A 13,897-nucleotide genomic window follows, 5' to 3' on the forward strand; every position below is an offset into this window, starting at 1 on the left:
CAGGCCGAAGTGCCAAGCCCCCGGAAAAAGGGGCAGATTTGGCATAAAACTGAAAAAAGTGCGGGTGATAGGACTCGAACCTACAAGCTGTAAGGCACCAGATCCTAAGTCTGGCGTGTCTACCAATTTCACCACACCCGCATTTTAAAAGAGCATATCCCCTTACGAAAAAGGTCTGCAAAGGTATTGTTTTTTGTGAATTATAAAAATAATTACCAACGGCCAAATTCATTGATTAGTAGGTAGTTTTTTCATAATATGTACTGCGGTTTATGCTCACTACGGTTGCACAACAATCGTATCATGGAACCAATACATAACTTTCGTATTTTTGATATAGTATGGATACAGCGGTTGTTAAAAAATATAATCTGGACGAAGAACAGGAGAAAAAGGAAATCATTCGCCACTACCGCGCCCTGATGCGCGCGCTGAAGCCCCGTTTTAATAAAGGCGGCGACAGGGAAGCGGTACGTACGGCCTTTGAAATGGCAGCGGACGCCCACCGGCACATGCGCCGTAAATCCGGCGAACCTTACATCCTTCACCCCCTCGCAGTAGCACAAATAACTGTGGAAGAAATAGGACTGGGCGTACGCTCTGCTATTTGCGCCCTGTTACACGATACCGTGGAAGATACGGAAGTAACCCTCGAAGATGTGGAACGCGAGTTCGGTGCCGAAATCGCACACATCGTTGACGGCCTTACCAAAATATCCACCGTTATCGATTCTAATAATAACTCGAGTACCACCACCGCACAGGCGGAAAACTTCAAAAAAATATTGCTTACCCTGGCCGACGACCCCAGGGTAATACTCATAAAGCTGGCCGACCGTATGCATAATATGCGTACGCTCGACAGCATGCAGCGGGAGAAACAACTGAAGATCGCTTCTGAAACGGTGTTTATATACGCCCCGCTGGCACACCGCCTCGGCCTGTATAATATTAAAAGTGAGATGGAAGACCTGGCCATGAAGTACACGGAGCAGGATACCTATCGCGATATTGCCAAAAAACTGAATGAAACCAAACGCGAACGTACACGTTACGTGAACGAGTTCATCAAACCTATTAAGGAGGTACTCAGGGAAGAGGGTTTCAACTTTGAGATATACGGCCGTCCCAAATCTATCCACTCCATCTCCCATAAAATAAAAACCAAAGGGGTGCAGTTTGAAGAGGTGTACGACCTGTTTGCCATCCGCATTATCATGGACAGCCCGATAGAAAAGGAGAAGTCGGACTGCTGGAAGGTATATTCCATTATTACCGACTTTTACCACCCCAGCCCCGAACGTACGCGCGACTGGCTTAGCAACCCGAAGAGCAACGGTTATGAGGCCCTGCACGTAACGGTGATGGGCCCCAACGGTAAATGGGTGGAGGTACAAATACGGTCTAAGAGGATGAACGACTACGCTGAGAAGGGTCTTGCCGCCCACTGGCGTTATAAAGAAGGCAATCAAAGCGTGCAGGAGTCTAAGTTTGACCAGTGGTTTACGCAAATCCGCGAGATACTGAACAGTCCCGATTCCAATACGCTCGACTTTTTGGCCGACTTTAAAAGCAACCTGTTTACAGAGGAGATTTATGTATACACCCCCAAGGGCGATCTGCGTATACTGCCTGTAAACTCCACCGCGCTCGACTTTGCCTACTCTATTCACTCCGCGGTTGGTAACAAGTGTATTGGCGCCAAAGTGAACTATAAACTGGTGCCGCTTAGCCATAAACTGCGCAGTGGCGACCAGGTAGAGATCATTACCACCAATAAGCAGAAACCCTCGGAAGACTGGCTCAATTTCGTTATTACCGCCAAGGCCAAAACCAAGATTAAGGATGCGCTGAAGGAAGAAAAGCGTACCGTGGCCATGGATGGTAAAGATGTGCTGGAGCGTAAGTTCAGTCACCTCAAGGTGCCTATGAGCCAGCATAACATTAACGAGGTTACCCAATACTATAAACAACCGTCGCCGCTGGACCTTTACTACCAGATAGCGGTGAAAAACATAGACCTGGGCGAACTTAAGAACTTCCATGTACTGGGCGACCGGCTGGACCCTCCAAAACCGGTAAAACCCGCAGAGCCGGTACACGTAGAGGAAGCCAGCACCAAACACAGTAATAAAAAAGATGCAGAGCTGATCATATTCGGCGAAAGCTCCGACAGGATAGCCTATAAGCTGGCCAACTGCTGCCGGCCCATTCCCGGCGACGATGTATTTGGCTTTGTAACCGCCAGCGAGGGCCTTAAGATTCACCGCACGAATTGTCCCAATGCCGCGCAGTTACTGGCCAATTACGGCCACCGCGTCGTAAAAACCAAGTGGGTAAAGAATCGCGAGATATCCTTCCTCACCGGCCTGCGGATTATTGGTATGGACGATGTAGGTGTCATTCACAAGATCACCAACATCATTTCCGGCGAGTTAAAAGTGAACATTGCCGCCCTCACCATCGAGAGCCGCGAAGGCCTGTTCGAAGGCCGCATCAAGGTGTTTGTGCATGACAAAGAGGAGCTGGAGGAGCTGTTAGACCGCCTCAAATCGCTGGACGGTATACAGGCCGTCACCCGCTGGGAAGAATAAAATCTTTTGTAATAATCTGATAAGGTAGGGCGTCGCTGGCTTTGGCGGCGCCCTTTTTTTGTGCGTTCCTGTCATCATTTTACCAGCCACAGTACTACATTCAGCCCCCGTTACGTCGCTCCCTTCAACGCCAGTACAACGATGGGCAACGTTCAGTTCTTCCATGGGGGCGGTGTCTGTGCATCTAAATGGTTGCTCCCTCTGGCTGGGCTTCCGGTGTTTTTTCATTACCTGTTGTAAAACAATGTTTTACGCCGTGGCTTTCGTCCGGGTGTAGTACGATCCTTATACCAACCCTGCTGGACCCTGGCCATATTCCAGGTATATCCAAGGTAGATCTAAGGTAGATACTAGGTAGATTCTAGGCTTTTTAACCTAGAATGAACCTAGGATGAACCTAGGATTAACCTAGGATGAACCTAGGATGGAGCAACTGTCCTATAAAGATGTTACCAGGAGTGAGGGAGGCAGGAGGTAACGGAAGAACCTGGGCAAGGGGGGCTATATTATTAATGCCCTATGTTGTTACTGCCGTTGAAGGGAGTGATCTTTAGATTTGTACCCGGTACCACATATGATTACAGCGAAAGCCCTAGGGACGCCTGATTATTCTATTGTGTGCCCGCGTCAGCGGGCATCACCCTGACCGTCATCGCGAGGAACGAAGCGATCCTCGTGCGCAGTCTTTGCATCAGTAAAACCCTGCCGGCCAGCGTAAATTAGTACGGGCAAGGGAGCCGGGATTTCGCAAGGCACAGCCTATCACGCAAGTAAGCCGATAGTGTTGCCTGCCCTCCTTACAACCAATTATTGCAGGCAATGACTACACACGAGGATCGCTTCGTTCCTCGCGATGACGGGGAGAACGTTGCTGTTGAAGGGAGTGACACAACGGCGGTTGAGCAGAGATTTGTTGCTGGTTGCCCAAATTTCTTTTTTTACTTCTCCTTTTGCCGGTTTCGCTTATTTTTGCCTTTCTTTTTAAAACCGCACACGAAATATTAAACTTTAAATTATCATGGTAGATGTATTGTTAGGTCTGCAATGGGGCGACGAGGGTAAAGGCAAGATCGTTGATTACTTTGCAGGCAACTATGACGTTATTGCCCGTTTCCAGGGTGGCCCGAACGCAGGGCATACGTTATATGTAGAAGGCCGGAAAATTGTATTACATACTATTCCATCCGGTGTTTTCCATTCCAATACCATCAACCTGATAGGCAATGGTGTAGTGCTGGACCCGGTGACTTTTAAGAAAGAATGCGAAAAAATTGCGGCCGAAGGAGTTGATCTGAAGAAAAATCTCTTCATTTCAGAGAAAACGCATGTGATCATACCTACGCACCGTGCGCTGGATAAGGCGTCCGAACTGTCTAAAGGTCACGATAAGATTGGTTCTACCCTGAAGGGTATCGGACCTGCTTATATGGATAAAACAGGTCGTAACGGTATTCGTGTGGGCGATGTGATGTCACCCAATTTTGAAGAAGCGTATACTAAACTGAAGGCAAAGCATGCACAATTGCTGTCGAACTACGACTTTTCCGAGGATATTTCCGGGTGGGAGAAAGAATTTTTCGAGGCCGTTGAGTTCCTGCGTACCATGAACGTGGTAAACGGGGAGTATTTTCTGAATAAACTGATTAAAGAAGGTAAAAAGGTATTGGCGGAAGGCGCCCAGGGTAGTATGCTGGACGTAGACTTTGGTACTTATCCTTTCGTAACATCTTCCAATACCATTTCTGCCGGTGTTTGTACTGGTTTGGGTATTGCACCGCAGCATATTAAAGAGGTAATAGGTGTAACAAAAGCTTATTGTACCCGTGTAGGCAGCGGTCCTTTCCCTACAGAACTGGAAGATAGTACAGGGGAGGCCCTGCGCCAGGTTGGCGGTGAATTTGGTGCTACTACCGGCCGTCCACGCCGCTGTGGCTGGATTGACCTGGTTGCACTGAACTATACCTGCATGCTTAGCGGTGTTACCGAACTGGTAATGACCAAGAGCGATGTACTGGATGCGTTCGACGAAGTAGAGGCTTGCGTAGCGTATGAAATAGACGGAAAAGAGACGCAGGAGCTGCCTTTCCAGCTTAATGGCCTGGCAATCAAGCCTGTGCTTAAAAAGTTCAAAGGCTGGAGCCACAAAACTTCTGAAAGTAAAACTTATAATGATTTGCCAAAAGAGATGAAAGAATTCCTGATATTCGTAGAAGAATATTTGGGGGTACCTGTAAAGTTCGTATCAAATGGCCCTGGCAGGGACCAGATACTTGAAAAGTAAACCCAAAAAAGTACGGAAAAAATAGGGCAAAAAAAAGTTGGCAAAAAAAAAATTCTGTTAAAACTTTACGCCAGAAACATATTAAGTTACACTCATTATGAAATCAAAATCTGATAAAGAAAAAGAGACCAAGAAAACTACTTCGCCTAAGCCAGCTCCTGCCAAAAAAGCTGCTGAAAAGCCTAAAAAAGAAGTAGATGAGGATGAGGACGACGATGACGATGAGGAGGAAACTCCGCGGAAGTCTGCTGCTTCCAAAAAATCAGATAAGTCCTCATCTAAATCGAAGAAAGACGATGATGAAGAGGATGAAGATGGAGATGACAGCGATTTAGGCGATGAAGAAGATGATTCATGGGGTAAATCGGAGGACGACAACTACGATCCCGATTTCGAGGAATTCGACATGCCAAAGGCAAAGGCCAAACGCGGACGTCCGAGCTCTAAAAAGGGCGATGATGACGATGATCTGGGGATTGACGACGAGTTTAAAGACATGTTTAACGATCGGTACGACGACGACGATGACGATGATTTTTAATCATTAAACAGATAGGATATCAGGACGTTCCATAAATTTCCCGTAGACAACCTGACTAAATTTAAACAACAGATGTTGAGCTGGGGTAACCGGTTCAACATCTGTTGTTTTTTGGACAGTAACGAGTACAATTTCCCGTACAGCGAGTATGAAGCCGTACTGGCAGCCGGTTCCGTAGCAAATATAACCTGCGAAGCCGGTGTAGCCCTTGAGTCCCTCCGCGATTTTCATGATGAGCAACAGGACTGGCTTTTCGGCCACCTTGCCTATGACCTCAAAAACGAAACCGAGGCCCTCACTTCAGAACTTCCCGACTTTAAGGGCTTTCCGGACCTGCACTTCTTTGTGCCCGATATACTCATGTTCCTGCGCAACGGCGAAGTGGAAATTGGCGGGCATAATGTAAACCGCAAGTTTGCCAACTCTATTTATGAGGACCTGCTGGAGCTGGGCCCCGAAAAAGAAGGCAAAACAGAGAAACTGCCGCCTTTACAGTCACGGATAAACGAAAAGTACTACCTGGAGGCCGTAGCCGCCATTCAGGACCATATTGGCAAAGGCGATTGTTATGAGCTTAACTTTTGTGTAGAAAGTTACGCCCAGGGCATTACGCTTAAACCGCTGCCGCTGTTTAACCAGCTAAATGCGCTGTCGCCTGCCCCTTTTGCCGCTTATTACAAAAACGAGGACCAGTACCTGGTTTGTTCCAGCCCCGAACGTTTCCTTAAAAAGAAAGGAGATCAGCTTATATCTCAGCCCATTAAAGGCACGGTTAAACGCCTGCCCGATGCTGCCGAAGATGCTGCTGCCGCACAGGCGCTGAAAGACAGTCCGAAGGAACGTTCCGAAAATGTAATGGTGGTAGACCTGGTGCGTAACGACCTGTCGCATACCGCTGTGCAGGGCAGTGTGAAGGTGGAAGAGCTATATGGCCTTTATGCCTTTCCGCAGGTGCATCACCTCATTTCCACCATTACCGCCACGATGGATAAGAAGTTCCATTTCACCGAAGCGATCCGCCATGCGTTCCCGATGGGATCAATGACCGGCGCGCCTAAAGTGAAAGTAATGGAACTGATAGAGCAGTACGAATCTACCAAACGAGGCCTGTATTCCGGTTCGGTAGGATATATTACCCCCGAGGGTGATTTTGACCTGAACGTGGTGATACGCAGTATTCTTTATAATGCGGAATCCCAATACCTCAGTTTCCAGACTGGTTCGGCCATTACCGCCTACAGCGATCCGAAAAAGGAATGGGAAGAATGTGAGTTAAAAGCCGCAGCCATGAAGAAAGTACTGGGTTACGAGAAATAATTGTTCGTGTAATCAATAGCCGTTACGGTGCAGCAAACAGTTGTTCCATAGCCTTATCTATAACAGGGTAAGAGAACTGGAAGCCTGTTTGCTGTATTTTTTCGGCGGAAGCGATCACACTTTTAAGTACTTCCACGCTCATTTCGCCCAGCGCTATCTTTAGCACGAACGAGGGCACAGGCATGGCGATAAAACTTTTACCCTTGGCGGCATGCGCCATCGCCATTACCAGGGTTTTATGTTTCACTGGCGCAGGTGCCACTGCATTATAAGCGCCACCTCCCAGTTCCGTATTTACGATCGCATTAAAGTACAACCTTACCAGGTCCTGCATGTGGATCCAGCTAATGTATTGATCGCCGCTGCCCAGGATGGTGGCGAAGCCGAAGCGCAGGGGTTTATAGAACTCTTTAAGGGCGCCGCCTTCGCGGCTTAACACGATGCCCGTCCGTAACAGGATCACCTTTTTACCAAGGCTTTCCATTTGTTTAACGCTGTTTTCCCAGGCCTGGCATACCGTGCCGAGGAAGTCGTTAGCCGGAGCATCGTGCTCGCGGAAGGGATGGTTTTCGTCGGTGGTTTCGCCATAATAGCCCGTGGCCGAGGCGCTTATTATCGTTTTAACCTTATTGGGTTGGGATTTTAGCTGTTCGTACAGCAGGTTGCCCGCCTTTATACGGCTGTCCAGTATCTCCCTTTTGTAAGAGGCCGTCCAGCGGTGGTCGGATACGCCGGCTCCGGCAAGGTGTACAATATGGTCAGCTCCCTGCAGCACACCCGCTTCGAGGGTGCCGGCGGAAGGGTCCCATTGGGCATAGGAGAGGCGTTCATTGTCGGAATACCGGGGTTTACGCGTGAGAATAATCACCCTGTAACCACGTTCCAGCAAAAATGAGGTGAGTGCCTTACCTACAAGCCCGGTACCGCCCGTTACCAATATTGTTTCCATCCGATCGTGTCTTTTTAAAATTTTAACTAAAAATACACAATAAAATGCCAGCTTTGGAATTATACAGTTAATACTCCACGTAAATCAATTTGGGGAGATGTCCTTTGCAATAAGTAAATTTTCGTGTAGGTTTGGTTGTGGAAGACCTGTGAAATGTAAGGACCTATTCCCCGTATCAAAAACATAAAAATCGCCCATGCGCAGCTTATTTCGTTTACAGTTAGTCGCCCTCCTGCTTATTGCCGGCACCGTTGCCGCGCAAAAAGTAACGTATTCGGAGCCGGAGAGAGATGATTATAAAACCACGGAGTTCGAGATTCTTGGTAAGATAGGGGGCAATATCCTGGTATATAAAACCGACAGGGGCGCTTACAGCATTTCCGTGTACGACCAGGGAATGCAACTGAAAGACCGGGTGAAATACGACTTTTTACCAAAGAAACTGATAACGGTCGACTTTGTATCATATGCCAACAAGGCATTAATGATATACCAGTTCCAGCGCCGCGATGTGGTATATAGCTTTTGCGCCAAGATAAACCCTAACGGTAACTTCGACGAAGCACCGGTGATGGTAGACAGTACGCATATTGGGAACTATACAAAAGAAAACAAAGTGTATTCGGTAGAGGTGTCGGAAGACAAGAACCGGATCATGGTATATAAGATTAACCAGGACAAGGAAGATAACCATGTGTTTTACACCTTCCTGTACGATAGCGCGTTTGCCCTGGTAAACAACAGCCGCCTCTCGCTGCCCATGGAAACCAAAAAAAGCTTCCTGAGCAACTTTAACCTTACCAACGACGGCGACCTGGTATTTACCAAACTGGAACGCACCAGCAACCGCGATTACATCATCAACGGTAACCTGATACTGAAAAGACCTACAACAGATGCGTTTGAAGTAGTGCCTTTCGAGTTAAAGAACATGCTGCTGGATGAGGTGAAGATGAAGCTGGACAACCCGGACAAACAGGTGCTGATCACCGCATTTTACTATAAACAGAAGCGCGGCAACGTGGAAGGGCTGTATATAAACCGCCTGGACTATGCCAACCGCAAGATGATGATGGAGAAGATAGCGCCATTCAGCGCCGAGTTGAAATCCAGCGCCAGGGGCGAATCGTCTACCGCAGCCGCCTTTAACGACTACTTTATCCGTAAGATCGTGAATACCAGTGATAATGGCTTCCTGCTTACGGCAGAATCCTATTATACCTCCAGCCGTTACCAGCCATGGAACAGGTGGAACTACCTGTACGGTCCTTATGGTGGTGGCATGGGCGGTTTTGGTGGCATGGGGGGATATTACCCGTACTACTCGCCTTACACCTCCGGGTATTACAATCCATGGAACTGGAGCGACCAGCAGGGCACCCGTTACCACTACGACAATGTGGCCGTACTTTCCTACAATGCCGATGGCGAACTGGCCTGGAGCAACTTTATAAACAAAGAGCAGTTTGACGACGGGGCCGACCTGTACCTGTCGTATATGCTGGTAAATGTGGGCAGCGAGCTGCGGTTCCTGTTCAATACCCTTGACAGGCGTAATTATGTGCTGACCGAGAATGCGATCGGGCCTGATGGCAAGATCAACCGTATGCCTACATTGCGTAACCTGGACAAAGGGTTTATATGGATGCCCCGTTACGGCAAGCAGATAGGCGCCCGTACCGTGGTTATACCCACCATCTACCGGAATTATATTTGCTTTGCAAAAATTGAGTTTTAATCACACCTTTGCAACGTGATAAAATTGTTTCGCTCCGGTAATCCGCTAACAGTCGTTACGCTGCTGGTATATACCATTGTCATTAAGTTTTACTATATCCTGCATCCGCAAACCTATATGGCCGACGGGAGCGAAGGATTGTTATACCGGCTGTTCGTAGGCTGGCTGGATGGCCTGGTGGGTAAAAGCCCCGGTTTTTTCACCATGGTGGCCATTGTGTTATTGTTCCTGCAGGCTTTACTGCTGTCCAGGATCATTAACTATCACCGTTTATTTGCCAAGCCCAACTACCTGCCGGCAATGTGTTACCTGCTGTTTACCTCGCTGTATGCAGGCTGGAACATATTTTCACCCGCATTGCTGGTAAACACCATTATGCTCTGGATCATTTCCAGCATCACCGAACTGTACAACCGTTCCTCCGCCCGTGATGTAAGCTTTAATATTGGTTTTGCACTGGGCGTGGCCGGACTGATATATCCGCCTGCGGTACTGTTTTGCACCCTGTTGTATGCGGGTTTGCTGAACATGCGGGCCTTTCGCCTGGCAGAATGGATCATTGCCCTGTTAGGCGTCATTTGCCCGGCCTATTTGCTGGGTACTTATCTTTTCCTGACAGACAGGAGCGTATTGGACGTTTTGCCCCGTATGGGCCTGGAAATGCCCATTATCAACGACTATAAAGTATGGGGTGCCATTATTGCCTGCCTGGTATTTTTCGCTTTAGGCTGGCTGCTGTTGCAGCGTACCTTCAAGAAAATGCTTATCCAGGGCCGTAAAATATGGGCCGTGCTGGCTATATATGTGATTATCGCGATGCTCATTCCTTTCTTCAGCTACCATTTTTCACCTGCCAACTGGGTGTTAGTGTTGCTGCCGCTATGTATGTTTGCGGGTAATGTTTTCTGGTCGATTAACCACAACGGGTTGGCTAATGCAGGGCATTTCATCGTGCTTGCCTACGTGATAGTGATGCAGTATTTCAGTCATTAATAAGGGTTTGATTAGGATGGATGGCATAGTCCCTGCCAGCGTACCGGCCTTTGCTGCCGGGCCGTAAAATGTTAAAACGGGATGAATGGTGATGGAAAATTGGCCGGAGGGCAGTAAATTTGTGTCTTTTCCGGCTGGAAATAAAGTTAAAATATAGAAATCTTACAAAATATGAAGTTTGGCGTAGTTACATTTCCGGGTTCCAACTGTGATCAGGACATGATTGATGCATTAAGGTATGACCTTAACCAGGAAGTGATCGGGCTGTGGCATAAGGATAAAGACCTGAGCATGTTCAGCACCCAGGACTGCATTTTGTTGCCTGGTGGTTTCTCTTACGGCGATCACCTGCGTTGCGGCGCTATAGCCAAGTTCAGCCCTATCATGCAGAGCGTGGTGGAATTTGCGAACAGAGGCGGTCGTGTAATAGGCGTATGTAATGGTTTCCAGATACTGTGTGAAGCAGGTTTGTTGCCAGGTGTATTACTGCGTAACCAGAACCAGCAATTTATCTGCAAAAACGTATACCTGAAAAGCGAGAATACAACTACTTCTCTTACAAAAGATATTACCGGCCGTCCGCTGATGATACCTATTGCTCATGGCGAAGGTCGTTATTATGCAGACGATGCTACCGTTGAGGAGCTGTTCAAAAATAACCAGGTAGTGTTCCGTTACTGTGATGAGTTTGGCAACATTATTGAACAGGCTAACCCGAACGGTGCATTGCGTAATATCGCAGGCATCAGCAATAAAGCAAAGAACGTTTTTGGAATGATGCCGCACCCGGAAAGGGCTACCAGTTCATTACTCGGTAACACCGACGGCCAGCAGATATTCCAGAGCCTTATCAATAATAATTGATCAAAACCGAACCAAATCAATCAACCAACCACATTAAAAAAAGAGCTATGAAAAAATTGTTAGCAGCCCTGTGCCTCTTCGCTTTGCCCCTGCTGGCGACCGCACAGGAAGATAATCCGGTAAAATGGACATTTACAGCTAAAAAGACGGGCGCTCAGACTTACGAGTTGAAAGCAACCGCTAATATCGATAAAGGCTGGCACCTTTACTCCCAGTTCACTGGCGAAGGTCCGGTACCAACCGCTTTCACTTTCGCTAAAAACCCCCTGCTTACGCTGGACGGTAAAGTGGCAGAAGTAGGTAAACTGAAATCAGAATTTGATCCGAACTTCAAATCAGACATGAAGTTCTTCGAAAACACCGTGACCTTCGTACAGAAGATTAAGGTGAAAGGTAAAGCGAACGCGCAGGCTAAGGGCACCGTAGAATTTATGGTGTGCGACGATCACCAGTGTCTTCCTCCCACCGAAGTACCGTTTACGGTTAGTCTGAAATAGTGAGATCTGATCTATTTGAAAATATAACTGGAAACGAGTTCTTTGACGGAACTCGTTTCTTCGTTTTACCTCTGTAACAATCTGTTAAGTCTATATTCTATATGAAGTATATAATACTGTTGCTGGCGAGTTTCGGACTGATTTTCTCCCAGTCGGCGAAAGCGCAGGATTCAACAGCAGCCAACATCATCACCTGGAATTATAATGCCGAGAAGAAGAGTGATAAAGTATACGTGCTGCATGTAAAAGGAACAATTGCGCCTGGTTATAAATTATTCTCTAAAGAAATGGATGCCGATGGTTTTGGTGCTACGGTAACGCTGGATAGCAGCAGCCAGACCAAGGCCACCATTAAAAGTGTAAAGGAAACTGCGGCCGTTAAAGCCGAACATAGTGCCGAACTGGAAATGGATACCAAAATCATTGAGAATGAAGTAGCGTTTTTGGTAGAAGTGGAATACACCGGTGCTGTTAGCGACCTTAAAGGCCTGGTAACCTTCTTTGCTATCAAAGATGGCGAAGTACACGGCCCGGAAGAAAGCGAGTTTAAATACAAGGCAGGTACCGATGGTGCGCTGGCCGGTAGCAGCGGAGCGTTGGAAGAAGGTTCGAAAGACGCGCTTAAGATCGCAACGATCGATCTTAAAAACCCCGTTACCAATATCGGTGGAACAGACGATGGTTCAGGTAAAGGTCTTTGGGGAATATTCGGTCTTGGCTTTTTAGGCGGCCTTATCGCCCTTATCACCCCCTGCGTATTCCCGATGATCCCAATGACCGTAACCTTCTTCACGAAGAGCGCACAGGGTAAAAAAGGAGTGTTTAACGCGGTGTTGTATGGCTTTTTCATCTTCATGATCTACGTGTTGCTGAGCCTTATCTTTTATATTCCCGGCGTTAGTTCCGATATATTGAACAACATTTCTACCAACGTATACCTGAACACCTTCTTCTTCGTGGTGTTTATGATATTCGCGATATCGTTCCTGGGTTTCTTCGAAATATCACTGCCGAGCAGTTTTGCCAGCAAGGTAGATTCGAAGGCTAATATGGGCAGCGTGATCGGCATCTTCTTTATGGCCGTAACACTGGCGCTGGTATCGTTTTCCTGCACCGGTCCTATTTTGGGTTCGCTGCTGGTAGGTGCATTAAGTTCCGATGGCGGTCCTATTCAGCTAACGATGGGCATGGGCGGATTTGGTCTTGCACTGGCACTGCCATTCGCACTGTTCGCATTGTTCCCGGGTATGATGAGCAAACTGCCTAAATCCGGCGGCTGGCTCGATACCGTGAAGAAAGTACTGGGCTTCCTGGAATTGGCACTTGCGTTTAAATTCCTGTCTAACGCCGACCTGGTAGCACACTGGGGTATTCTTAAAAGAGAAGTGTTCTTCGCCATCTGGACGCTCATCGCCATTGCCTTCATCCTGTACCTGCTGGGTAAGTTGAAATTGCCGCACAGCACACCGGTAAAGAAACTTGGCTGGGGTCGTATCACCTTTTCTGTGTTGCTCGCAGCATTTACCGCTTATTACCTCATTCCGGGTATGACTACCATGCCATACACCAACAGAGGTCTGATCAGCGGTTTCCCTCCGCCACAGCACTATAGCATTTACGGAGAGCATGCCAATACCGGTGTGAAACCCAACGTAATGAACAATTACGAAGAGGCGATCGCACTGGCTAAAAAAGAAGGCAAACCCGTGTTGCTGGACTTTACCGGCTGGGCATGCGTAAACTGCCGTAAAATGGAAGAAAACGTTTGGCCCGAGGCCGACATCCGCAAAACGATAGAAGAGGATTTCATCCTCGTATCATTGTATGTAGATGATAAAAAACTGCTGCCGGATAACGAGCAGTTTATTTACAAAGCTGAAGACAGCACCACCAAATCAATCAAAACGATTGGTAATAAATACGCCACCATGCAGTCAGTAAACTTCAACAGTCAGGCCCAGCCACTCTATGTGGTGATAAGCCCCGACGAGAAGCTGATGACGCTGCCGGTAGGTTATACACCAGATTCCAAAGAGTACCTTAAATGGCTGAAAGCAGGGCTGGATGCCTATAAGAAAGGGAAATAAGTATTACAGTAAAAGCCGGATGTAAAAAAACATCCG

At 47.6% G+C, this 13,897-nt stretch carries 10 protein-coding genes and 1 tRNA gene; 9 read left to right on the forward strand and 2 right to left on the reverse strand.

What is annotated here, in order from left to right; genetic code table 11:
• Positions 1–59 precede the first annotated feature (59 nt).
• Positions 60–141, reverse strand: a tRNA-Leu gene (locus tag QZT80_RS11560).
• A gap of 200 nt (positions 142–341) precedes the next feature.
• Here QZT80_RS11560 and QZT80_RS11565 point away from each other — a divergent pair.
• The 4 genes from QZT80_RS11565 (at position 342) to QZT80_RS11580 (ending at position 6,733) form a co-directional block, all read left to right on the forward strand.
• Positions 342–2,594 (forward strand): RelA/SpoT family protein, encoded by a 2,253-nt coding sequence (locus QZT80_RS11565; RefSeq protein ID WP_295121886.1) that lies wholly within the window; start codon positions 342–344, stop codon positions 2,592–2,594.
• Between the two features lie 1,018 nt (positions 2,595–3,612).
• Entirely contained in the window at positions 3,613–4,875 is a 1,263-nt protein-coding gene (locus QZT80_RS11570; RefSeq protein ID WP_295121888.1) for an adenylosuccinate synthase, read from the forward strand.
• Positions 4,876–4,972: 97 nt separating this feature from the next.
• Positions 4,973–5,416, forward strand: a complete 444-nt coding sequence (locus tag QZT80_RS11575; protein WP_295121890.1) for a hypothetical protein — start codon at positions 4,973–4,975, stop codon at positions 5,414–5,416.
• A gap of 111 nt (positions 5,417–5,527) precedes the next feature.
• Entirely contained in the window at positions 5,528–6,733 is a 1,206-nt protein-coding gene (locus QZT80_RS11580; RefSeq protein ID WP_295121892.1) for an anthranilate synthase component I family protein, read from the forward strand.
• 22 nt (positions 6,734–6,755) lie between these two features.
• Here QZT80_RS11580 and QZT80_RS11585 read toward each other — a convergent pair whose 3' ends face one another.
• Positions 6,756–7,682 (reverse strand): TIGR01777 family oxidoreductase, encoded by a 927-nt coding sequence (locus QZT80_RS11585; protein ID WP_295121893.1) that lies wholly within the window; start codon positions 7,680–7,682, stop codon positions 6,756–6,758.
• 196 nt (positions 7,683–7,878) lie between these two features.
• Between QZT80_RS11585 and QZT80_RS11590 the strand changes: the two genes are divergently transcribed.
• The 5 genes from QZT80_RS11590 to QZT80_RS11610 all read left to right on the forward strand — a co-directional run bounded on the left by QZT80_RS11590 (position 7,879) and on the right by QZT80_RS11610 (position 13,861).
• Complete coding sequence (locus tag QZT80_RS11590) at positions 7,879–9,420, forward strand: hypothetical protein (RefSeq protein ID WP_295121896.1); 1,542 nt, start codon at positions 7,879–7,881, stop codon at positions 9,418–9,420.
• 15 nt (positions 9,421–9,435) lie between these two features.
• Entirely contained in the window at positions 9,436–10,413 is a 978-nt protein-coding gene (locus QZT80_RS11595; protein ID WP_295121898.1) for a hypothetical protein, read from the forward strand.
• Between the two features lie 171 nt (positions 10,414–10,584).
• Positions 10,585–11,277, forward strand: coding sequence for a phosphoribosylformylglycinamidine synthase subunit PurQ (gene purQ / locus QZT80_RS11600; protein ID WP_295121900.1), 693 nt, complete (start codon positions 10,585–10,587; stop codon positions 11,275–11,277).
• 47 nt (positions 11,278–11,324) lie between these two features.
• A complete protein-coding gene (locus QZT80_RS11605; protein WP_295121902.1) occupies positions 11,325–11,774 on the forward strand; it encodes a protein-disulfide reductase DsbD domain-containing protein in 450 nt (149 codons plus the stop codon).
• A 101-nt stretch (positions 11,775–11,875) separates the two neighbouring features.
• A complete protein-coding gene (locus QZT80_RS11610) occupies positions 11,876–13,861 on the forward strand; it encodes a thioredoxin family protein (RefSeq protein WP_295121904.1) in 1,986 nt (661 codons plus the stop codon).
• The last annotated feature ends 36 nt before the right edge of the window (positions 13,862–13,897 follow it).

This window comes from uncultured Chitinophaga sp. (assembly GCF_902168175.1).
Lineage (GTDB): Bacteria > Bacteroidota > Bacteroidia > Chitinophagales > Chitinophagaceae > Chitinophaga.

What these genes read in the sequence shown, in the direction of transcription:
- QZT80_RS11605 (WP_295121902.1), top strand. Translation starts at nt 11,325, where the DNA reads ATGAAAAAATTGTTAGCAGCCCTGTGCCTCTTCGCTTTGCCCCTGCTG.
- QZT80_RS11585 (WP_295121893.1), bottom strand. Translation starts at nt 7,682, where the DNA reads ATGGAAACAATATTGGTAACGGGCGGTACCGGGCTTGTAGGTAAGGCA.
- QZT80_RS11570 (WP_295121888.1), top strand. Translation starts at nt 3,613, where the DNA reads ATGGTAGATGTATTGTTAGGTCTGCAATGGGGCGACGAGGGTAAAGGC.
- QZT80_RS11575 (WP_295121890.1), top strand. Translation starts at nt 4,973, where the DNA reads ATGAAATCAAAATCTGATAAAGAAAAAGAGACCAAGAAAACTACTTCG.
- purQ (WP_295121900.1), top strand. Translation starts at nt 10,585, where the DNA reads ATGAAGTTTGGCGTAGTTACATTTCCGGGTTCCAACTGTGATCAGGAC.
- QZT80_RS11590 (WP_295121896.1), top strand. Translation starts at nt 7,879, where the DNA reads ATGCGCAGCTTATTTCGTTTACAGTTAGTCGCCCTCCTGCTTATTGCC.
- QZT80_RS11610 (WP_295121904.1), top strand. Translation starts at nt 11,876, where the DNA reads ATGAAGTATATAATACTGTTGCTGGCGAGTTTCGGACTGATTTTCTCC.
- QZT80_RS11565 (WP_295121886.1), top strand. Translation starts at nt 342, where the DNA reads ATGGATACAGCGGTTGTTAAAAAATATAATCTGGACGAAGAACAGGAG.